The organism is Cellulosilyticum sp. ST5 (assembly GCF_046529625.1).
GTDB lineage: Bacteria > Bacillota > Clostridia > Lachnospirales > Cellulosilyticaceae > Cellulosilyticum > Cellulosilyticum lentocellum.
Window position 1 is genome coordinate 2,564,219 of sequence record NZ_CP132338.1, and the last position, 22,775, is coordinate 2,586,993.

Annotated in this window: 16 protein-coding genes; 2 read left to right on the forward strand and 14 right to left on the reverse strand. The window is 33.0% G+C overall.

Going from position 1 to position 22,775, the window contains the following annotated elements; genetic code table 11:
* Window positions 1-50: 50 nt before the first annotated feature.
* Together QTL86_RS12590 and QTL86_RS12595 are read right to left on the reverse strand one after the other, a co-directional pair.
* Entirely contained in the window at window positions 51-635 is a 585-nt protein-coding gene (locus QTL86_RS12590) for a hypothetical protein (protein ID WP_127065873.1), read from the reverse strand.
* A gap of 94 nt (window positions 636-729) precedes the next feature.
* Window positions 730-2,214 (reverse strand): hypothetical protein, encoded by a 1,485-nt coding sequence (locus QTL86_RS12595; protein WP_127065872.1) that lies wholly within the window; start codon window positions 2,212-2,214, stop codon window positions 730-732.
* Window positions 2,215-2,722: 508 nt separating this feature from the next.
* Here QTL86_RS12595 and QTL86_RS12600 point away from each other — a divergent pair.
* On the forward strand, window positions 2,723-4,024 hold the full coding sequence (locus tag QTL86_RS12600; protein WP_330547594.1) for a YjiH family protein: 1,302 nt from the start codon (window positions 2,723-2,725) through the stop codon (window positions 4,022-4,024).
* A 653-nt stretch (window positions 4,025-4,677) separates the two neighbouring features.
* Here QTL86_RS12600 and pyk read toward each other — a convergent pair.
* Together pyk and QTL86_RS12610 are read right to left on the reverse strand one after the other, a co-directional pair.
* Window positions 4,678-6,420 carry a pyruvate kinase gene (pyk, locus tag QTL86_RS12605; RefSeq protein ID WP_127065870.1) on the reverse strand — a complete coding sequence of 581 codons (1,743 nt, stop codon included), beginning with the start codon at window positions 6,418-6,420 and terminating at the stop codon, window positions 4,678-4,680.
* A gap of 386 nt (window positions 6,421-6,806) precedes the next feature.
* The gene (locus QTL86_RS12610) at window positions 6,807-7,274 is read right to left on the reverse strand and encodes a ferritin family protein (protein ID WP_190283537.1); all 468 of its coding nucleotides are present in this window, start codon (window positions 7,272-7,274) and stop codon (window positions 6,807-6,809) included.
* Window positions 7,275-7,451: 177 nt separating this feature from the next.
* Between QTL86_RS12610 and QTL86_RS12615 the strand changes: the two genes are divergently transcribed.
* Entirely contained in the window at window positions 7,452-7,643 is a 192-nt protein-coding gene (locus tag QTL86_RS12615) for a ferredoxin (RefSeq protein WP_127065868.1), read from the forward strand.
* 92 nt (window positions 7,644-7,735) lie between these two features.
* On the opposite strand, the gene QTL86_RS12620 is transcribed toward QTL86_RS12615, so the two are convergent.
* From QTL86_RS12620 to QTL86_RS12665, 10 genes are all read right to left on the reverse strand, one after another.
* Window positions 7,736-8,545 carry a DUF2225 domain-containing protein gene (locus QTL86_RS12620; RefSeq protein WP_127065867.1) on the reverse strand — a complete coding sequence of 270 codons (810 nt, stop codon included), beginning with the start codon at window positions 8,543-8,545 and terminating at the stop codon, window positions 7,736-7,738.
* A gap of 42 nt (window positions 8,546-8,587) precedes the next feature.
* Entirely contained in the window at window positions 8,588-10,120 is a 1,533-nt protein-coding gene (locus QTL86_RS12625; protein ID WP_410494991.1) for a response regulator, read from the reverse strand.
* Window positions 10,121-10,122: 2 nt separating this feature from the next.
* Window positions 10,123-11,913 carry a sensor histidine kinase gene (locus QTL86_RS12630; protein WP_410494992.1) on the reverse strand — a complete coding sequence of 597 codons (1,791 nt, stop codon included), beginning with the start codon at window positions 11,911-11,913 and terminating at the stop codon, window positions 10,123-10,125.
* Window positions 11,914-12,068: 155 nt separating this feature from the next.
* Entirely contained in the window at window positions 12,069-14,417 is a 2,349-nt protein-coding gene (gene yicI, locus QTL86_RS12635; RefSeq protein ID WP_410494993.1) for an alpha-xylosidase, read from the reverse strand.
* A 100-nt stretch (window positions 14,418-14,517) separates the two neighbouring features.
* On the reverse strand, window positions 14,518-16,245 hold the full coding sequence (locus tag QTL86_RS12640; protein ID WP_127065863.1) for an ABC transporter substrate-binding protein: 1,728 nt from the start codon (window positions 16,243-16,245) through the stop codon (window positions 14,518-14,520).
* A gap of 41 nt (window positions 16,246-16,286) precedes the next feature.
* A complete protein-coding gene (locus QTL86_RS12645; protein ID WP_207669764.1) occupies window positions 16,287-17,174 on the reverse strand; it encodes a carbohydrate ABC transporter permease in 888 nt (295 codons plus the stop codon).
* Between the two features lie 15 nt (window positions 17,175-17,189).
* On the reverse strand, window positions 17,190-18,146 hold the full coding sequence (locus QTL86_RS12650; protein ID WP_330547593.1) for an ABC transporter permease: 957 nt from the start codon (window positions 18,144-18,146) through the stop codon (window positions 17,190-17,192).
* Window positions 18,147-18,293: 147 nt separating this feature from the next.
* Window positions 18,294-20,564 (reverse strand): glycosyl hydrolase family 95 catalytic domain-containing protein, encoded by a 2,271-nt coding sequence (locus QTL86_RS12655; RefSeq protein ID WP_127065862.1) that lies wholly within the window; start codon window positions 20,562-20,564, stop codon window positions 18,294-18,296.
* A gap of 203 nt (window positions 20,565-20,767) precedes the next feature.
* Entirely contained in the window at window positions 20,768-21,916 is a 1,149-nt protein-coding gene (locus tag QTL86_RS12660; RefSeq protein WP_127065861.1) for an alanyl-tRNA editing protein, read from the reverse strand.
* 48 nt (window positions 21,917-21,964) lie between these two features.
* On the reverse strand, window positions 21,965-22,765 hold the full coding sequence (locus QTL86_RS12665) for an endonuclease/exonuclease/phosphatase family protein (protein ID WP_127065860.1): 801 nt from the start codon (window positions 22,763-22,765) through the stop codon (window positions 21,965-21,967).
* Window positions 22,766-22,775: the final 10 nt, after the last annotated feature.

Genomic DNA, 22,775 nt, shown 5'->3' on the forward strand with positions numbered 1-22,775 from the left:
AAAGCCTTTTATAGTGTTTCACATAACACACTATAAAAGGCTTTTGCTAATTAAAGGTAATTTACTACCAATGGAAAATAATAGGTTTTACTACTATACGCCATATATTTCCCCCAAGAAGTTAACAATAACATCACTATGGAAAATAATACAAGAAACAGTTCAACTAAACAAATACTTTTCAGACGATTAGCATCTGAATGAGCAATTTGTATTCCTGCTAAATACTGTAAATACACACCTAATAACTGTGCTCCAATAAAAGCAGTTATAGATAACATAGGTATTCTGCTACACATATTGGCCAAAATAACCCAAATATGTATATATACAGACAAATTGATAACTTTGAAAAAAGATATTTCCCCTTTTGCAAGCCAAAATATTACTTTAAGAAATATAACAAATATTAGTATGGATGCAATAACTTCTGCGAACATAATAATTGAAAAAGTATTTCCCCTTAAAAGCTTACTACAAATACTAAGTATTGCTGCAACTAATAACTGCATTATATCTATTTGATTATTACTTGCTATTTTATTTATTACACTTTTAGGACAAATCAAGGTGAATAGATAAAGCCTATGCTCCATCATCTTTGAGTCGTCCTGCCTTTTATTCTCTTTATTCATTTTCCCCCAACTTCCTAATGTTCTGTTTTGCTCTTCATTACACTTCTCTATTCGCTCTAGAAGTAAAACTATCTTTATCCTATCTATTTAACCTTTATTCCGTTTTAGAGTCTTCTATCTCCACAGTGATTTTCAAATCCCCAAGTCCAAATAATGTTTTTATCTCCACTACTTTTTCATTTAGCTTCTTCGTAAGATTATCTCTTTCTACTGCTATCCCCTTTAAGGCCTCTTGATTATCGTCATATCCCATTTTTTCTTTAATAGCACTTACTTCATCCTCTAACTGATTAATTGTCTGCTGCAGCGCTGTTCTTACTTCTACTTTTTGACTTCTTTCTCCTTGTAACGTTGCTATATCACTTAATTCCCTACTAGAAACTTCTACATAATAAGGGTATTCATTACCTTTATTATTTACCTTGGTTCCTTTTAAGTAAATGTCTACATAATAAACTCCTTCAGATAAAAAGCTTGTCTCAGAAAGCTTTACAATATACTTTTGCCCTGATGGTTTATAGTTACCAAAAATGCCTTTCTTAGGAATGGAAGCTTCATATTCATTATTACCTGTTCCTGAAGATTTTTCAATATAAAGCGCCATATAAGCATAGTCAGTTAAATCTCCTAATTGACTATCTATACCACTAATTTCATTATTCAAAGTTGCTAGTTCGCCTTGTTTGCTTTCTATATCTTTTAAACTCTGTTCTATTTGAACTTCTACAGCTTCTTTTTTATTCTTAAGATCAACTTCCCTTGTATCTAATTCTTTATATTGATTACGTACTAGGTAAATTTCACTATATAAATTATTAAACTTAGTATAGGTTCCATCATCCAGAATTTGGGTTTTATTTAAAAATTCAACCCATACTCTTAACTGTTCACCTTCTATTGATTGGCCTTTTAAAGATTTGAAAATATTTTCTTTAGCATTTTCTGAATTTAACTTACTAAAAATAGTAGCCTTTTTAAGTTCGTTCTCTTCTCCTGTTAAAGCCAGAATCGGATACAAATCAAATTGAAACTTTTCAAATGGTAGTGTCTTAGGATATATACTTAAAATCTTATACATATGATCTATAAAAGTGGTATCTACCTTTGCCACCGCTCCATAATACATGACAAGGCCTTGTTCTAAATCACTAGTTTCCATTCTTTTTATATAATTTTGTATACTTGAATGATCTAAATTCTCCATAAGTGTTTGCATTAAGACATCTGTTGTCGGTATAAATAAATTCTTTTTATTATAGCCTTCAATAACTTCTAATTTTTTCTCTGACGTAAACCGTTCAAAGTAGGTTTCAAAAAATTGACGACTTTCTTCTGACATTTCTTTTTGTTTTAATAAATACTCTATTCCTTGTGAAAAATACCAATCTGCTTGGGCATCACTATTTTTCACACTATCCTCTAAAATACTGATAATTCCCGTTGTATTGCCTTGCATTTTATAAGTCATAAATTGTAACACATGAAGATTAGCAGTAATTAGTCCTATAAGTACTGCTACAATAAGACCTGCCAATAATACCCATTTATATCGATTAAACTCTTCTTTTATTCTTTCCATTTTTTACTCCTTATATCACTAATCCTTTGATTGTTCCTAGCATTATACTATTTTTTCTTTTATTATACAATTCCTCTTTAATTAGCTAGCGAGCTTGTCGATTTAACTCTATTATAGAGGATTCTATGTCGTAACGCAAAATATTTTATTATTATTACAAATCTTATGTCCTTATTTAGATACCCCCATAGCCTTGTTTTTAAGTTCTTACTGCTATATGCTTATTATGTTCTGTTTTACTATATCCTTTCTCCAAGTATGGTTAATGCCGTGCATTACCATACTTTTTTTATGTCTTGTATCTATATTTCAAAAAACGTATATTTATACATGAAAATACTTGTTTTTTATGTGTTTAGCCGATATAATAATGCATAATAATAGTTGACATAATTTTTTCAGAAAGGTTTTTACAAATATGCACTCAACAAAAAAACAGCAGTCGAAACATTATTTATCAGCGCTTTTTAAATTTATAATACCTTCCCTAATAGGGATCTTCCTGTTTATGATTCCTCTTCCTAAAGATGGTTCTATCACTATTCCTATTGCCATCTTATCTACAGGACTTCAAGAATTATTGGGCCATCATACGCCTATTATTTTAGTGGTTGTTACTGGCATTTCTGCACTAGGAAGCCTTATTACTTATCTTTTTAAACCTAAATTGATTATGGGAAGTAATCTTCTTAATTCACTTTTTAACACCACTTGGGTTTGGCTTAGTTTAAGAGTCTTAGCCTTTGCTTTTATTAGTATCATTACTATGCAAGTATCTGGTTTTAATTTTCCACCTTTTATGCTTCCTTTAGTAGAAGTCATAACTTCTTCAGATACCGGTAGCCTTGTACTAGCAGATTTACTCCCTGTACTTTTCTCAATTTTTCTATTTGCAGGATTATTTTTGCCACTTTTACTAGATTTCGGCCTACTTGAATTTATAGGCTCTCTTTTAGTAAAAGTCATGCGTCCTGTATTTGGACTTCCAGGACGTTCTGCCATTGACTGTATTGCCTCTTGGTTGGGCGATGGTACTATCGGTGTATTACTGACTAGCAAACAATATGAAGAAGGTTTCTATACAAAAAGGGAAGCTGCTGTTATTGGTACTACCTTTTCTCTTGTATCAATTACCTTTAGTTTGGTTGTTATTAATACAGTTAAATTAGGACATCTTTTTGTTCCTTTCTATTTAACTGTCACGGTAGCTAGTTTGGTGGCTGCTATCATCATGCCTAAACTCCCACCACTTTCCTTAAAAAAAGATATATTATATGATGGTTCTACACCAGAAGCTTCAACTGAGGAAACAACACACCTAATTGCTCATGGTTTTAAGAATGCACTCCAAAAAGCTGAAAAACAAACCTTTAAACAATCAATTGTAATAGATGGCTTTAAGAATGTACTTGATATGTGGTTTGGTGTCATCCCCGTAGTTATGGCTGTAGGTACATTAGCACTTATTTTAGCCACTTATACACCTCTTTTCCAAATACTTGGCATACCCTTTACACCACTTTTGAATGTACTTGGTGTACCTGAAGCAGCTGCCGCTGCTCAAACTTTAGTAGCTGGATTTGCTGATATGCTCCTTCCATCTATTTTAGCCTCTTCTATAGAAAGTGATATGACAAGATTTATTGTAGCAAGTGTCTCCGTCACTCAACTTATTTATCTCTCTGAAGTTGGTGCTCTTTTATTAGGTTCTAAAATACCTGTTAAGTTTTGGGAATTATTCATCATCTTTATTGAACGTACACTTATCACGCTACCAATTATTTCATTGATTGCTCATCTTATATTTTAATATTAATTAAAAATAAACTAAGTTTACCACGAACTTAGTTTATTTTTAATTAAATAGATTTTTATAAAAGATAATTACTAATATTTACTTTGTTAAATTCTATTTCTATTATTGACCTTAATTCTCCTCTTATGTTAGGATAATTCATGTAGTAGTTTACTTTTTTATGTATACTTGTTATTTTTTTACATTTTATCATATAAGAGAATCCTTTATGAATAAAAAATTAAAGCACATCTTTATACTGCCGTAGCTACTATTCTAGTTTTATCTAACTTAAGTGTTACATACGCTTCAAGTATACTTATTAATTAGAATCTTAAATCTTTCTACAAGTTCAAGTACAAGTAGCTTTACTAATAGAAATCTGTATTGGAGCAGATATTCTTAAAAATGAAAGTTACTTTATTCCTAAAAACATGGTAACAAGAGCTGATATGGCTACTATGTTTGCCAAAATTATTCCCCTAGATACTTCTAAGTAGTAACATACTTTAGATGATATATACACTTTATCAAAATAAGCTCTAGTCTATTAAATATTTGACTAGAGCTTATTTTTCTTACCTTGTTTTCTCATAACTTTATCATCTTATAGTATTTTAGTTCATAAAAAAAGAAGATCCCTATAAATAGTGATCTTCTTTCTATTTTTAGTTACTTGAAACAATTCCTCTACCTGCATCTAGGCTTACAACCGAACCTGTTTTAAGAATATCTGTTGCATTTGTCGCACCAGTAATGACTGGAATATCAATAGCAAGTCCAACAATTGCAGCATGTGAGTTAACACCATCTTCTTCTGTAATAATACCAGCTGCTCTTCTTAATAATGGTAGCATCTCATTTGTAGTTTCTGGAATAACAAGGATATCCCCTTCAATAAATTTCTCATTAGCTTCTTCTTCTGTTTTACATACGCAAAGATTACCACATACTTGTTTTGAACCAACACCTACACCTGAAACTAAAATATGTCCGATGACATCTACCTTAATCATATTAGTTGTACCGGTTACGCCTACTGGTAAGCCACTTGTGATAACAACTAATTCCCCTTTATTAACCATACCTGTGTGTTCTGCTACAGTTAATGCTTCTTCAAATAATTCATCTGCATTTTGTTTTTCTTCCATTAAAAGTGGTTTTACACCCCACATTAAACTCATGTGACGGTATACACTTGTTGAAGTTGTGCAACCCAAGATAGGTGATACTGGTCTATATTTAGAAATCATTCTAGCTGTTCTACCTGACTTAGTTACAGTTACAATAGCTGCTGCACCAAGGTCATGTGCTGTTGTACAAGTAGCATGTGAGATCGCACTAGTTACATTATTAGTTGCTGTACTACCTCTTTCTTTAAAACGTTTTACATAATCAATATCTGACTCTGTTTTTAAAGCAATTCTCGCCATCGTTTGTACTGATTCAACAGGATATGCACCTGCTGCTGTTTCACCAGATAACATAATAGCACTTGTACCATCGTAGATTGCATTAGCAACATCACTAATTTCGGCTCTTGTAGCTCTAGGATTTTTCATCATGGAATCTAACATTTGTGTAGCAGTAATAACTTGTTTACCTGCTGCAACTGTTTTCTTAATAATCATTTTCTGGATAGATGGTACTTCTTCTCCTGGAATTTCAACCCCCATATCTCCACGGGCTACCATAATTCCATCAGATACACGAATAATTTCATCAATATTATCTACCCCTTCTTGATTCTCAATTTTAGAGATAATATTAATTGTATGACAATTATATTCTTCAAGAATTCTTCTGATTTGAAGAACATCTTCGGCGCATCTTACAAAAGAAGCTGCAATAAAGTCATAACCTGTTTGAATTCCAAAGATGATATCAGATCGATCTTTTTCACTTAAGTATGGCATAGAAAGTCTAGTATCTGGTAAGTTAACACCTTTATTGTTTGATACATCACCATTATTCATAATTTTACAAACAATATCACTGCCGTCTACTACTTTTTCCACCATTAACTCAATAAGACCATCATCAAGTAATATTCTTGAACCTTCTTTTACATCATTTGGTAAATTCTTGTATGTGATAGAAACAATTTCATTTGTTCCTAGAATATCTCTACTTGTAAGTGTAAATTGTTCACCTTTTTTAAGAGAAACTTTTCCTTCTGCAAATTGACAAACTCTTACTTCTGGTCCTTTTGTATCAAGTAAAACTGCTATTGGTAAATCTAATTCTTTTCTAAGTTTATCTACACGGTCAAAATTTTCTTTATGACTTTCGTGAGTGCCATGTGAGAAGTTGAATCTAGCAACATCCATCCCTTCTAGCATTAATCTCTTTAGTATTTTGTCATCCTTTGTTGATGGACCTAATGTACATACAATTTTAGTTTTTCTCATATTAGTATCTCTAGTCTCCTTTAAGATTTTGCTTCGTAATATGCTTACACGACAATTTTCGTACTTATTATAACATATTCTGCATCAAATTACATAGAATATCCTATAATAAATGTTAACATTTCTTCCAAATAAATCACATTTTTAAGTATTTTATTTGACTTATCGCTATTATTGATTGATTTTTCCCTAATTATTACATTTAACTAAGTATTTTAGAATTACTTTAATAATAGTATCTTACTTCTAAATAGTATTATGACTCTCATACGGATTATTTCTATGGTTAAATCATATTAAACTTATTCCCTACATGACTACATCTAATATCATATAAAACAACCTTGAAAAATTCCTAATATAGTCATTTTACAAGGTTGTTATTCTTAACTCATTATAGTTGTAGTATAAACATAATTATATAATATGCCATGCCTTATTTCATCTGTTAAAATATTAAAGACTGCATCCCTGTAAGAATTATCTGGTAAACCTGACATAATCGTACGATATCTTCTAACAGCTTCCGTCTCACCTTTTAATGCTTTAATAATCCCCTCAGTAAAATTAGCAGGTGGAACAAATTCTTCCTCCATCGGCATAGGCGCTTCATTTCCTGTTAATTGCTTATACATACTTTTAAAAATCTTATTATGCATTTGTTCATCTTCTTTAATCCCAGTTATAGTTTTTATAATATCTTGCCTAGCTTTTTCACCTATATTATTGGGAACGTTATTAATAAGCCATTCATAAAACATTGCATCAGATTTTTCATTTTCAATTGAACTTCCAATTAAACTAATGGCGTTTGCTAATTGTTCTCCCGTAGGATAACTTTGCCTCATCCACATATACATCATCCTAAATAATAAATTCACTATATCTTATGCTAAATATTTAAACAGAGTTCATTAATTTTACATTTATTTTACATTTATCTTTTCCTACATTCTTCCTTTTCCTTGTATGAATCCTCACTTTTTGTTTATACTATGTTTGTACTTACTTATATAAAAGGAGGCTATGACATGAAAGCTGTTGTAGATAAAGATACTTGTATTGGTTGTGGACTTTGCCCATCTATCTGTCCTGATGTATTTAGCATGGATGATGAAGATGGTAAGGCTGTTGCTATTTCAGGGGATGTGCCTGAAGAATTAGAAGATGATGCTAGCGAAGCTGCTGCTTCTTGCCCTGTTGAAGCAATTACTGCTGAATAATTTAATCAAGAGGTGCTATCATACAAGAAGTCAAACTTGTTCATATGATAACACCTCCTTTATTTTTTATTTAAATCAAATCTATTCTACTATTATTCAATATGATGATTTTCCGCTATCTTTTTTTCATCATGAATAACACCTTTTAAATGAAGCGCTCTTGTTTTAAGCCTTAAGGAAATACTTTTGTCCAAAATAACATAACTAATCCATTGCATTGCTTTATCATATTCCTTAAACCTTCGATAAATATCTGCAATAATGTATGCTGTCGTTAATTCTCCCAGTTCAAATATTGGAAAACGCTCATTATTATAAGCATTTTCAAATCCCGTTAAAGCATGACTTAGAAATAGCTTCTCTTGCTCTGCATCTTTTAATTCTCTATAAATCCACGCTAACTTTAAACATATATAAGCTTTTTCTCCATCTTTAGCTTTTTTTACAAAACTATTAAGGAGTGCTAATTTATATCTGGATATAGCTGATTTTGCATCTATAATAGGCTCATAATGATAAGTTTTGTAAACCGAACTAATTTTCTCCCTAATCCATCTTATTTGACTCGTCGTTAAAGTGCTAAAATTTTTACTAAGAGCAGCATAACCGCAGGTTTCACATACAATACATTCATAAAAAATAGGATTAGCGATATCATACTCTGGCTTTAAGTCTAAATCTGAATTAACTAATCTATTTTTACCTGAACGAATAGCTTTTGTTTTAAATTCTGTTTTACACACAGGGCATACATAAGTTTTATCATATAAAACTTCTTCTAATGTAACTCTTTTCCCCTTCTTATTTTCAATTTCATTAGAGACTTCTTTTTCGGGAAAAAGTTCTATTTTCTCTAGATTTTCAAACCCCATGTCTTTTAATTCTTCAAATATATTAATCACTTAATCACTACCTATCTCGTTTTCTCAGGGCTAGGCTGACAGCTACTTTTCACAATTCTTCTTATACTCTAAAGGACTAATTCCAACATACTTTTTAAACTTACTATGAAAATAGTCAATATGTTTATATCCTACTGCCTTAGCAATTTCATACACTTTCATTTCTTTATGACGAAGCAATTCCTTTGCCCTGTTTATTCTTAGCTGATCAATATAAACATTAAAGCTTTGTCCCGTATAATTCTTAAAGCTTTTTCCTAAGTAAGCGCTATTATAATTAAATAACTCTGCTAACAATTCTAGTTTTAGTTCCTTATTATAGTTGTTTTCTATGTAATAAATAATCTTTTTCATATTATTTTCAGGACTGCTTACTTTAAACTCTTGTACAATAATACGTAACTGTTCCTCTATATATTCTATAACATCTTCTACATCTCTACAATGATAAATTACTTCTATTATTTGTTCTCCACTAGGTAGAAGCTTTCCTACTTCTTGATTTGCCTCCATTGTCTTTGTCCCAGTCTTAACTAAGATATTACTAAATACTGAAATAACTTTATCTTTTCTTACGCTTTCACTTTGCAGTTGCAATTTGAGTTCTTCTAGTACTTGTTTAATCTTAATCATATCTCCAACTTGCAATAATCGGTAAATCTGCTCACTAACATGCTCCACATTTATTATTCTGCTCTGTTCACTCTCCTTAGCATACCTATCAATACGCTTAGAAGTTAAAAGCCTTTCATTTGGATACAAAAATTTCTTATCCAAAAGTTCTTTAACTAAAGTATAACTCTCACCTATCTCCTGTATCTTGATCAGTGAAGTATCTAAAGCCATTTTGCATGTAATCTGATACCTCTTTGCTAATTTTTCTTGCAAGGTATCAATAACCTCATCTATATATCCTTGTTCTTTATTTTGAATAATGATTAGGAGATATTTCTCAACAATAAGTGTTTTCACAGCTAAGCGTGCTTCTAGATAATCCTTTATTTGCTCTTCTATTAAACTTACTGTTTCCTTCTTGTCTTCTATATCTACAAGCAGTAATTGATAATTTTCATTTTTTTCTTTCAACTCATTGTACTTATCCTGCTCCATTATACTCAATGAACTTCCTAATAATAAGTGAGTTAATAAACTTTTAATAACATAAGTCTCACTTACATCTAATTTTTGAGTAATTTCTTTCTCCTTTAGAATTTTATCTTTAATTTTTTCAATCATTTCAATTAATTCATCTTCATCTATTGGTTTTAGAATATAAGCTTCTACCCCTAGGCCCATGGCTCTTTTAGCATACGTAAAATCTGAATAGCCTGTTGTAATAATAAACTTTCCTTTAAATCCTCTTTTTTTAGCTTCTTCAATAACTTCTATCCCCATTAAACCTGGCATTCTAATATCTATTAAAATCAAATCTGGATTCAATATCATTATTTTCTCTAAGCCATCTTGTCCATCTATGCCCTCACCACATATGTCAAAACCTTCTGCTTCCCAAGGAATAATTTTCTTTAATCCTTCCCTTACATTAGGTTCATCATCAATAATAAGCACTTTCATGTCTACCCCTCCTGCATTTTTGGCAAAACAATTGTTACTGTTGTTCCCTGATCCTCTATGCTTTCAATTGTAATACCATACATATCACCATAGTATAGTTTGATTCTTTCATTTATATTTTTCAGGCCTACTCTATTTCTTTCTTCTATTTGTTCACCATGTAAACTTCTCTGAATTTGCTGTAACCTTTCCTTGCTTATTCCTAAGCCATTATCAGAAATAGCTATTTTTAAACAATGATTCTGTTCTTTTATACTACAAACAATTTTTCCACTTCCTTGCTTAGCTTCAAGTCCATGTATAAATGCATTTTCTACAATAGGCTGTAATAATAATGGTAATAAGTAGTACTTTTCACTTTCTATTTCATTCTCAATATGATAACTAATCCTTTCACCAAATCTAAACTTCTGAATGGATAAATAGGCTTCTATCATTTCTAATTCTGAAGCTAAACTCACACTACGATCGGACACTTCCAGATTTCTTCTAAGAAGCTTAGATAGTTTTTTTACCACGCCAGCAAGTTCTGTTTCTCCATTGCAATAGGCTTTCATACGAATGGTTTCTAATGTATTATATAAAAAGTGAGGATTAATCTGGCTAGATAGCATCTCAAACTGCATTTCCTTTTGCTTTCTTTTTAGTTCCTCTTTTTGCACTTTAGCAGAATAATTTTCTTCTATAAGTTGTTTAACGCTCTCTACTGTTTGACAAATATCTTCATAAAGCTCTCCGATTTCATCATTCCCCTCAATGCTCTTTCTAATATTAAAATCACCTAGACTAACCTTATGCATTTCTTTTCTCACTAAAATGATACGGTTTGAAAACCCCTTAGAAAATATCAAAATGAGTATTCCTGACAAACCTAAGCTAATCATTATCATCGCCAAACTCGTCCTAACAATTTTTAGCGTCTCACCTGTAATACTATTAACAGACATACTCATGCATATCTCAACTTGACTATTAAACGTTTTAGCCGGTGTAAAGCTAGTAAAAATAATGTATTCTGCACCTGTGTCATTACTCACCTTAATCTTATAATTCTTATTTTGTTCTACCTGCAACTCTCGTAAGTGGTCAAGTTGTTCATATAGAGGATCACTATTACCGGATGTTGTTACCACCTGTCCATTAATAGTAATCATTGTATCGTAGGGTTCATCTTTAATAATTCTATTAATCTTTTCTGGATCGAAATTAATAACTAATACACCTAATAAATTTTTCTGTTTATCTCTTAGTGCTCGTATCAAGCTCATATAGTATTGTTTCCTTATTTCATCATATTTAAGATGCCATTCCATCTGACTCTCTCTTGCTAAAGCCGCTTGATACCAATCGGATCTCTTAATATCCTCTGTTGCTCTTACAAATTGAGAATTATTTAGTAATGTAAGGTTATCATTGTAAATACGAATACTACTAATTTCTTCATAATGCATCAGGTATGTAGATATAATAGTTAAGTCCTTATAGGTATTTACAATCTGAGCACTGTCTTCAAACTGTGTTTTTAAAACTTGAGCAATTTTTCCATCTACATAAATACTCTCTGCTACAGAATTAGCAATCTTTATTTTTTCATTTAAACGTTCTTTAATACGTTCAATATTAACACATGCTTCATTGATAGCCCTATCTACAACCATATTACACATGAGTGTTGTCAACTGTACACCTATGATTAATATAGGTATAAGAATAACAATGACATAAATCCCTATGAGTTGTTTTTTGACTTTCATATTTCTATTAAAGGTTAATATCTTCTTTATGATCCTCATAGTAACTCCCCTATCCTTGTTATCCATTATATTATAGCATTTTTTATACTAATAAAAAAATTTAATTTTTATATAAGATGTTGCAGAATACTTTTCACAAAAAAGGTGCCTATAAGCTTTTATATAAGTATAAAACGCTATAAGCACCTCTTTCTTTATAAATAACAAATAATCTGGTTCTCTGCTATATGTGGTACGATGTGAATACCATCACTTTCTATAGTAAAACTTCCACCTTCTAATTTTTCTATAGCCATTATACCCTTTAATATGATGCTAAAAGCTTTGTTATTTCCTTTAAATGAAATATTCACTGTCTGATTTGCTTTAAGTACACTAACGTCTAATTCTACTTCTTCATTCATATTAATAACCTGAGTTGACGCTACCTTACCTTCTATTAGACCATATGCTGCTATTTGTACCCCTTCTCTATAGTCATAGTCTGGCTTTAATGAATTATTACCTATAGCAATTAAACTGTTAGGACGAACAAGCATAGGTATACTCTTATAGCCATGCTTTTCATTAATCCACTTGCCGCCTTGAACACATTCTCCTGTTAAAAAGTTAGTCCAGTTGCCTTCTGGTACATAATACTGTGCTAATCCTTCTTCATTAAAAATAGGAGCAATTAAAATATTTTCGCCTAGCATATATTGTTTATCTAAGTATGCACAAGTTGGATCCTCTTCAAATTCAACAACCATAGCTCTCATTGTAGAAACACCTGTTTTAGCAGTTTTAGATGCTGCATTAAATAAATACGGCATTAAAGTACATTTTAACTCTGAAAAATATCTAACAACTTCTACGGCTTCTTCATCATACAGCCAAGGTACACGATAAGAGGTGCTACCATGCAAACGACTATGAGAAGAGAGTAGTCCAAATGCTGCCCAACGCTTGTAAACATCTGCTGTAGAGGTACTTTCAAATCCTCCTATGTCATGACTCCAGAAACCAAAGCCTGAAAGACATAGAGATAAACCTCCTCTCAAGCTTTCTGCCATAGACTCATAGTCAGCTGTGCAATCACCTCCCCAGTGAACAGGGAATTGTTGCCCTCCAGCTGCTGCTGAACGAGCAAATAATACTGCTTCTTTTTCTCCCTTTTTTTCCTTGAGAATATCAAATACTACTTTATTATAAAGTTGTGTATAATAGTTATGCATTTTATCTGGATTACTACCATCAAAATACATAACATTCTGGGTAGGGATTCTTTCACCAAAATCTGTTTTAAAACAATCCACTCCCATTTCTAGAAGAGCTGCTAGTTTTTCTTTAAACCATGTACAAGCTGCTGGATTAGTAAAATCTACAATGCCCATACCTGGTTGCCACATATCCCACTGCCATACAGAACCATCCTTACGTTTAAGTAAATAGCCTTTTTCCATTGCTTCATCAAATAAACTAGAAGCCTGCGCTATATATGGATTAATCCATACACATACTTTTAGGCCTTTTTCCTTAATACGTTTAATCATCCCCACTGGATCTGGAAATACTTCATCATCCCAAGTAAAATCACACCAGTTAAAGCCCTTCATCCAAAAGCAATCAAAATGGAAAACATGGAGAGGCACTTGCCTATCGGCCATACCATCTATAAATCCCATGACAGTCGCTTCATCATAATTAGTTGTAAAAGATGTTGTGAGCCACAAACCAAATGACCAAGCTGGTGGAAGGGCTGGCTTTCCTGTTAAACTAGTATAGTTACGTAGAACTTCTTTCATATTCTCGCCCGCAATAAGGAAGTATTCTAAACTTTCACCTGGTACACTAAACTGTACCTTTGTTACTTTCTCAGAGCCCACCTCAAAGGAAACTCTTTCAGGATGGTTAACAAATACACCATAATCTTTATTGCTAAGATAAAAAGGGATAGCTTTATAGGATTGTTCCGTACTAGTACCACCATCTTCATTCCAAGTCTCTACTGTTTGACCATTTTTAATAAAAGGTGTGAAGCGTTCTCCTAAACCATAAATGAGCTCTCCTACAGATAAGCTCAGTTGTTCTCTCATAAAAGTACTGCTCAAGTCTTCATTCATGAATTCTGCATCATAATTTTTAATATAAGCTGTTGATTTAAAATTACTTGAAGTGAGTTTCTTGCCTTTTCTATAAAAGCTCATCTTCCATTGCTCTTTATCTTCAATAACAAGACTCAACTCACCATTTCTGATTTCAACTTTCCCTTCACTTTGGAACATTTCTAAATCAATTTCTTCTGATGCATAGATCTCAAAATAGGGTCCTATCTTATTAATGCCTTTATAATGTTCTACCTGAATTTTAAAAACATCTTTCATTGGAGCTGAAATAGTATAAGTCAGCACTGGCCCACCTAAAGTATCTCCTCTTTGTTTGATTTTCTTGGAGGGCGCAAAAACTTCTATTCGTTTCCCTTTTTTGCATGTCTGATAAATTTCTTGTGGACTATAACTTTCAATTCCTTCTTTATTAAGCCAACAACCATTACTAAATCTCATCGCTTTTCTCCTTTTGTCTATAAAATTGTGATATAGCACAAGCTTGGCAAAATTACTTTACCAAGCTTATGCTTTACTGCTATTTATTTTAGGGGGAGACTTAGTTACCCCAGAAACGAATCTTTTCTTGGGTTAACTTAGTCATTTCTGCATTAGCATCTTGTACACCAATCTCATCAAGCTTAGCTAAGATTGTATCCCACGCTGCATCAAAGTCTGCTGGTTTTCCAAGAATAGCTTGTGTCACAGCTTGTTGAATATAATCCTGTGATTTTTGATTAAATACTTGTAAATTACCATCTGATGGAATATTAAACTGCCATGCTTGACCATGTTTAGAAACACCAAGCTCTTCTGGAGTTGGGAAGAAATCTGTCCATAATTCTTTGCCATAAGCTTTAAGTGTTTCTTTTTCAGTTGCTGTCATTTGTTCGATAATCGTTTCTTTATTGTCTAATGTAAATCTGTTACCTGTTGAATCTATGCCTCCATTACCTTGTTGTGGGAATGGATAAACATATTTAGTAACACCTGTTTTCTTAGTAAAGTCTTTATCTGATATTCTTGCAGCTGCCATTTCTGGTGTTAATTGTCTCTTGCCATTTGCATCATAAGTATAGTTTTCACCTTCTAATCCCCAGTTAATAAGGATTTGAGCTTCTTCTGAACACATCCAATCTAAGAATTCAAAAGCTTTTTCTTGGTTTGGACTAGATGAGCAAATACCAATACCATGACCACCACTAAAACCATAGTCTTTCGTTACAGCTGGTTTAAACTCCTCTGATACAGTTACAGCAAGTGGAGCCGTTGTTCTTTCTTCCATACCTGCAGCAACAAGTGCTTTTTTAGATTCACCAGTTCCCCATTCAGGAGTAGCTGTTCCAAGTACACGGCCAGATGCAAGTTTTGCAAAATATACATCTTCTTGTTGTGTAAAAGATTCTGGATCTAGTAATCCAATATCATTCATATGGTTAAGCCATTTCATATAATCTTTTACACCTGGTGCAAGATATTTATAGATAGCTGTTTGTGCATTATCATCGATTGCCCATTCACCATCATCTGGAATACCAGAAGCAGCAGATGCTACATTTCCTACTGTAATAAGCCATCTCCAGTCACTTCCCATAAGGGTAAGACCGATGGTATCTTGACCATTAATTTGTGGATACTTATCTTTATAAGCTTTGATTGCTTCCTCATATTGTGCAATTGTTTTAATCTCTGGATAACCTTGATCTTTTAATACAGCATGTTGAATTTGCATAACACCATCTGTTTTCCAAGCTGCTGTATGAACACCATAGGTACCCATTGTATAAATATTAGGGTCAGCTTCTGAATATTTTAACCTCTGAATCATATCTCCGTAAAGTGCTTTTGTATTAGCACCTTTTTCTTCAATGAAATCATTTAATGGGATAAGTGCTCCTGCATCTACAAGAAGTCCTGTATCACCTTTTGCAAAAATCATATCAGGATAATCACCACTAGCAATCATCAATGGAATAGCTTGCTCATCACCACCGACAGCATGCTCAATTTCCAAGGTAACACCTGTTAATTCTTTGATTTTTTCAGCAACTGGATCAGTAAATTCAATATCTTCTGTGATGTCTTTCATAAAAATCTTTAAAGTAACTGGTGTACGGTCTTCTAAGCCTACAAAACCACTTTCATCCGCTGATGCGCTAGGTGATGCTTCCGTACTTGCTTCTGGACTTGCTACTGTTTCCTTCCCACCATTACCACCACAGCCTGTTAACATGCTTCCAAACAAACTCATTGCCGCTAATAAACACACAAATTTTCTTTTTTTCATTTTTTCATCCCCTCAAAATAAAATTTACTTAATATAATACATTAACTTTTTACAGCTCCTACAGTCATACCAGATACAAAGTAGCGTTGTAAGAATGGATAAACGCAAACAATAGGTACGGTTGTGATAACTGTAATAGCCATCTTTATAGATTCTGGATTAGTCGTAACTTTTTTGAGTCCCTGGGTGTTGATATCTGCTGCTTTTACTCCTGCTGCAGCATTATCTAGTACTTTCATGAGTTCATATTGTAGTGTAGTTAAATAATCTTTTTTAGCATATAAATATGTATCAAACCAACTATTCCATTGTCCCACTGCAACAAATAAGGCAACGGTTGCAATAGCCGGCATACATAGTGGGAATATAATCTTCCAGAAGATTACTAAATCATTTGCCCCATCTATCTTGGCTGATTCTTGTAATTCAAAAGGCAAATTATCCATGAAAGATCTTAGAACAATAACATTAAATGCATTAATGAGCATTGGCCAAACATATACTGAAAACTTATTAATTAACCCTAGGTTTCTAATAACCATATACTCTGGAATAAGCCCCCCACTTACATACATTGTAAGAACGAAAAGTACGGATATAGGCTTTCTAAACATATAATCTGTTCGGCTCAATGTATAAGCTAACATTGTGGTACAAAGCACACCTGCTATAGTTCCTATAACCGTTCTTAAAACGGAATTGATAAAACCAGTAATAAGCTTGCTATTAGATTCAAAAATGCTAATGTAATTTTGGAATGTAAACTTTCTTGGTATAATATGTATACCACCTCTTACAGTATCTGTTGCATCATTAAATGAAATGGCTACTACTTGTAAGAAAGGGTATATGGTGATAATTAAAACAATAGTCATTAATAATGTAACTATAGCATCAAATATTGTTATCTTCTTTAATTTAGCTAGCACACTCTTCCCCTCCTTTTAAATGAGCCTTCCTTCGCCACTTTTCTTAGCCAAGGTATTTGCAATGAAAATAAGTACGATACCAACAACCGACTTAAACATACCAATGGCTGTACCATAGGAGTATCTTACCATTCCAATTCCATAATCTAAGGCATATTTATCAAGTACTAAAGATTTAGCTGCTACTGTATTGTTTCCTAATAAGTATTGCTTTTCAAAACCAATATTAATTAAGTTTCCTATAGACATAATTAATAAGATAATTGCTGTTGCTTTAATGCCTGGCAGTGTAATGTTTTTAATTTGTTGCCATCTATTAGCACCATCGACTTTAGCCGCCTCATAAAGCTGCATGTCTATACCTGTAATAGCTGCCAAATAAATGATTGCATTCCAACCTGTTTCTTTCCAAAGGTCCGATGCTGTAACAATACCCCAAAACATAGATGGCTTAGCCAAAAAGTTAATCGGTGTATTAATAATATGTAAATTCATCAGTATTTCATTAATAGTTCCCGTAGGCGCTAAAATTTGACCTACAATATTAGCGACTACTACCCACGATACAAAGTGAGGTAAATAAGAAATGGTTTGAATCAGTCGTTTAAATTTAAGTGATCTTAACTCATTAAGTAATAGCGCGAAGCTAATTGAAAATATGGTACTAAATACAATAGCTAGAATACTCATTCCCAAGGTATTTTGTAGAGCTTGATAAAATTGTTCTTCTTTAAATAGCACCTTGAAATGTTTAAGCCCTACCCACGGTGATTTAGTAATACCTAATTGTGGCTTATAATCCTGAAAAGCCATGGCCCAACCTGTTAAAGGTAAATACTTAAAAATAATAACCCATATTACAAAGGGTGCAGACATTGCAATTAAGTATTTTTGTTCTTTCATTCTTGACCATACAGTCATTTTTTTAATGGTTCCTGCATTTTTGTTTGTTTTAACTAAAATATTACTCACTCCCCTCTGTAAGCTATGCATTTTGTTGTATATATCTATATTAATATAAGTAATTCATTAAATATACCTCTAAAAATACAGCTATTTGAGGGTAAAAATTGCACCTTTTCATATACATTTTAAATAAACTTTAAAAAGTTGGTTAAATCATTTGCAAGCCCTTATAAATTCTAGCGTTTCTCCCTGCTTAACCTTACATAATAAAATCTCATCTTCTACTTCTTTTTTACCCTTTAGTACGATCTTATCTTTGGATTTTACCTTTATTTCTCCATCTCTACCTATATGTAATTTTGCACTTACCAAATGCCCATCTTCCCAGTCTATATCTACCGTCACTTTCCCTTTGGCACATAATCCTGTTACTTTACCATTTGGTATTCCTTTAGGTAAAGCTGGCAATAACTCAATATAATCCTTTTCTCCTTGTAATAGCAGTTCACTTATTCCGGCTGCTGCCCCAAAGTTACCATCAATCTGAAAAGGCGGATGATTATCTAACAAATTAATCAGTGTAGAACATTTAAGTAATTCCTTTATATTGCTATAAGCCAAGTCTCCCTCTTTTAGCCTTGCCCACAAATTGATAATCCATGCCCTACTCCAACCCGTATGACCTCCACCATAGCTTAGACGCCTTTCTAAAGTTTTCTTGGCTGCCTTCGCCCATTCTGGTGTATCTTCTTTAGTAATTTGGTGGCCTGGATATAGTGCAAATAATTGTGAGATATGTCTATGCCCTGGCTCTACCTCCTCATGATCCTCTCTCCATTCCATAATCTGACCATACTTACCGATTTGTATAGGAGGTAATTTTTTTCTCATCTCTTTAAAACATTGAATTTCTTCTTCCGCTTCTCCTACTAACTGACCTGCTTCAATAATTGCAGTAAATAATTCAAATAATATTTGACTATCCATACTTGGTCCTATACACACAGTTCCTTGTTCCCCTGAAGGTAAGCGATAAGTATTTTCAGGAGATGTAGAGGGGCCTGTTACCAGATAGCCATTTTCATCCATCATCAAGTAGTCTTTAAAGAAGTCTCCTGCTCCTTTAAGAAGATGATACTTTTCTTTTAAGAATACTTGATCCAAAGTATACTCATAATGCTCCCATATATGTAACACTAACCAAGCTGCTCCCATAGGCCAGATAGTTGCTGGCATCCACATATCTTGCGGTGCCGCATCTCCCCAAATATCCGTATTATGATGCGCCATAAAGCCTCTACAACCATACATCTGCTCTGCTGTTTTCTCTCCATGTATTCTTACCTTCTCTAGGTGTTCAACTAAAGGCAAATGACATTCTGATAAATGGCATTTTTCTGCCAACCAATAATTCATCTCTGTATTAATATTAATGGTATACTTACTGTCCCATGGGGGTAACCATTCTCCATTCCAAATACCTTGTAGAGTAGCAGGCAACCCACCTTCCCTACTACAACTAATTAACAAATAACGTCCATACTGAAAATACATGGCTATTAAATCTAAATCTTCTCCACCCTTTTTTATTCTTTCAAGGCGTTCGTCTGTAGGTAAATGATTTAATGATTCTCCTCTTAAATCCAAAAATAGGCGTTTGTATAGACTTTTATAATCTGCCACGTGCCTTGCTTTTAACTCCTCATATCCTTTCTGTGTTGCTTTTTTCAAACGTTCTTCACAAATACTCCTTGGATTACTGTCTTTATAATCTGTAGTTGCTGTCACTAAAATAATGACTTCATTACAACCTTTTGCATAAAGACGTTGTCCTATGTTTTGTGCAGTTCCTCCATTAGGTATAAGCTTCATCATAAAATGATATCCTATTCCTTCACTAGAACAAGGACCACTTGAACCATACAAGCTCATGCCATCTTTGCTCATTTCTATCTCATCATTATATTTCCATCTATCAATATAAGCCATTAATTCTATTTGTTCCTCTTGATCACATCTTAACCGAACAACTAGTAAGTTATCGGGTTTAGAACAAAAATACTCTCTTTCAAACTTTCCTTTTGGACTCATATAACCTACTGTAGCACAAGCTGTTTCTAAATCTAACGTTCTTCTATAGTGACTTACTTGTTCTTCTTGCCCAAAGCATTGAATAACCAAATCCCCTAATACAGAGTATTGCCTTTGACCATCTGGAGTTCCAAACATACTCATGGATAAAAGTTTCTCTGCTTCTCCTATCTTCCCCTGCCATAATAAATCTCTTATAACAGGCAAATATTTTCTAGCATCTTTATTATTCCTATCTCTAAAAGTACCATACCAAAGGCTTTCCTCATTCATTTGAATGAGTTCTTTTTTTATTCCTCCAAAAATCATGCCCCCTAATGCACCATTGCCAATTGGTAATGCTTCATTCCAATTCCGTGCTGCTTGTTTATACCAGAGTACTTGATCTAGCATAGGCCCACTCCTTATAATAGTTTATTATATTATTTATTCTAATTTATTATAATTATTCACTCATTACAATATGAATTTCTGCTTATGATTTACCTAATAAAACATTCCTCTCTATTATCTAGAACCAGCCATTAACATTATCACTATCTTATTAAAAATGGGGGTGCTAATAGATATATGGCACTCCCAATAAAACATAACGTCTATTCACTCAAAAACAATTTAATTTCTTCCCATTCCCCCAACAAACTTCCTTGACAGAGCTCTGATGAGCCTCCTCCTTTGCCTTGAAATTTCATATTCATTGCTTTGCAAAGAGGTCTTATATCTATTTGGCTATTTCCTAGGGCATACTTAAATCCCGTTGCATCAGGTGTTACTACCAGACAGGTTTTATCTACCTTCTGTATTAAGAGAGTACATAGTTTTCTTAGTTCCTCTGGAACTAAACCTTCTTCACAAATACAAAGTGTCGCTTGATTGCACTTTATATATTCTTCTACCTTATATGAAAAAAGTTTTCCTTTAACTTCTGCTAATTTAAACTTTGTTTCGTTGAATTCTTCTTGTAACTTTTGAAGATGCGATGTAATCATCTCAGGTTTAGCTGAAAGTATAGCCATGGCACTACTTACGATTTCTTGCTTCTTACTGTAATCTTTTAGTGCTCTCTTGCCACAAGCTAATGTAAGCCTTGTACCACCTCGATGTCTTTCACTACTAATAAACTTAATCATTCCAATCTCCCCAGTATACTTCACGTGTGTGCCACAGCAAGCGCAGGTGTCATACCCTGGTATGGTTACTAGTCTAACATCCTCATTGAGTTCAATTTTAGAACGATAAGTCATCTCTCTTACTTCCTCTTGTCCATAAATAGCCCCTTGCACTGGGATATTTTTATAGATAGCTTCATTGGCTAAGTATTCTATTTCTGAAACTTGCTCACTTGTTAACTCACCATCTACATCTGCCGTCATATTCTCTCTACTCAAATGAAAACCTACATTGTTGTAACCGTAATGCTTATTAATAAGACCTGATATAATATGTTCCCCACTATGTTGTTGCATCATATCAAATCGCTTGTCAAAATCTATCTTACCCTCTACACTATTGCCTACTTCTAAAGGGCACTCTACTATATGATAAATCACATGGTCCTTTATACGAACATCTTTAACTTTTACACCACCTAATATGCCTTCATCTGATGGTTGACCACCTCCTTCAGGATAAAAAGCTGTTTGATCAAGAACTACCTCATACCCCTTCTTTCCTTCATTGCAACTTAATACGGTTGCCGTGAAATCAGTTAAATAGCTATCTGTATAATATAACTTCTTAGTCATCTGTATTCTCCTATTCTGTTATTTCTGCCAAATATCTCTCTAAATCCTTTAATCCTCTAACTCCAGCTCTACCTCTACCCCATAATGATCTGAAACTACATTTTTATAATCTCCATTGAAGATAACCTTTGAGCTTTTAACCGTTAACGTCTTATTTACCAAAATAAGATCAATACGCAAACCTACTTTATTACCTTTCCAGCCGGCTATTTCTCCCTGTACAGTAACTCCTTGATCTTTTTCTCCTGCTAGAATATAGGTATCATAAAATCCTTTATCAATTAGATAATCATAGCCCTCTTCTCTAAGATTCGCATTATTATTGAAATCACCCATAAGTAGACTAAGTTTATCTGAGTCCATTTCTTCTACTAATCGATCACACTGATATTCAAAAGGCTCTATTTCGTCATGCCACCAACCTAAATGACAAGAATATAAATCTATTTCTTGTTCTTTATACGCTACAGTTACTTTAACAATCTTTCTCGCTTTAACATCGTCTCTATCTCGACTCTTACTTACTGTAAAGCAAGAAGTGTGCGTAATCGGCATCTTGCATAAAATAGCAGACCCTTCTTCATATTCATCTCTAACAACTTTAGATAAGTCCCAAAAGCTATTATACTTTGGCCCACCTATTTTCTCTATTAATTGCTGTAATACCACCATAAAATTATCTCTTCTCAAATGTCTATCTTGTAAATAGGGTGATGCTGTACTTTGATTAATTTCTTGTAGTGCAATGATATCATAGTCTCTTTCTTTTATGATTTCTGCTAAATATCTCATTTTTTCCTCTTGGTTCTCTTCTCTCCATGAATGTGTGTTTAACGTCAATATTCTCATGCTAGCTGCT

Excerpts from the sequence above, each read along its gene's own strand:
- QTL86_RS12590 (WP_127065873.1), bottom strand. The coding sequence starts at position 635 with ATGAATAAAGAGAATAAAAGGCAGGACGACTCAAAGATGATGGAGCAT.
- QTL86_RS12595 (WP_127065872.1), bottom strand. The coding sequence starts at position 2,214 with ATGGAAAGAATAAAAGAAGAGTTTAATCGATATAAATGGGTATTATTG.
- QTL86_RS12600 (WP_330547594.1), top strand. The coding sequence starts at position 2,723 with ATGATTCCTCTTCCTAAAGATGGTTCTATCACTATTCCTATTGCCATC.
- pyk (WP_127065870.1), bottom strand. The coding sequence starts at position 6,420 with ATGAGAAAAACTAAAATTGTATGTACATTAGGTCCATCAACAAAGGAT.
- QTL86_RS12610 (WP_190283537.1), bottom strand. The coding sequence starts at position 7,274 with ATGTGGATGAGGCAAAGTTATCCTACGGGAGAACAATTAGCAAACGCC.
- QTL86_RS12615 (WP_127065868.1), top strand. The coding sequence starts at position 7,452 with ATGAAAGCTGTTGTAGATAAAGATACTTGTATTGGTTGTGGACTTTGC.
- QTL86_RS12625 (WP_410494991.1), bottom strand. The coding sequence starts at position 10,120 with ATGAAAGTGCTTATTATTGATGATGAACCTAATGTAAGGGAAGGATTA.
- QTL86_RS12630 (WP_410494992.1), bottom strand. The coding sequence starts at position 11,913 with ATGAGGATCATAAAGAAGATATTAACCTTTAATAGAAATATGAAAGTC.
- yicI (WP_410494993.1), bottom strand. The coding sequence starts at position 14,417 with ATGAGATTTAGTAATGGTTGTTGGCTTAATAAAGAAGGAATTGAAAGT.
- QTL86_RS12640 (WP_127065863.1), bottom strand. The coding sequence starts at position 16,245 with ATGAAAAAAAGAAAATTTGTGTGTTTATTAGCGGCAATGAGTTTGTTT.
- QTL86_RS12655 (WP_127065862.1), bottom strand. The coding sequence starts at position 20,564 with ATGCTAGATCAAGTACTCTGGTATAAACAAGCAGCACGGAATTGGAAT.
- QTL86_RS12660 (WP_127065861.1), bottom strand. The coding sequence starts at position 21,916 with ATGACTAAGAAGTTATATTATACAGATAGCTATTTAACTGATTTCACG.
- QTL86_RS12665 (WP_127065860.1), bottom strand. The coding sequence starts at position 22,765 with ATGAGAATATTGACGTTAAACACACATTCATGGAGAGAAGAGAACCAA.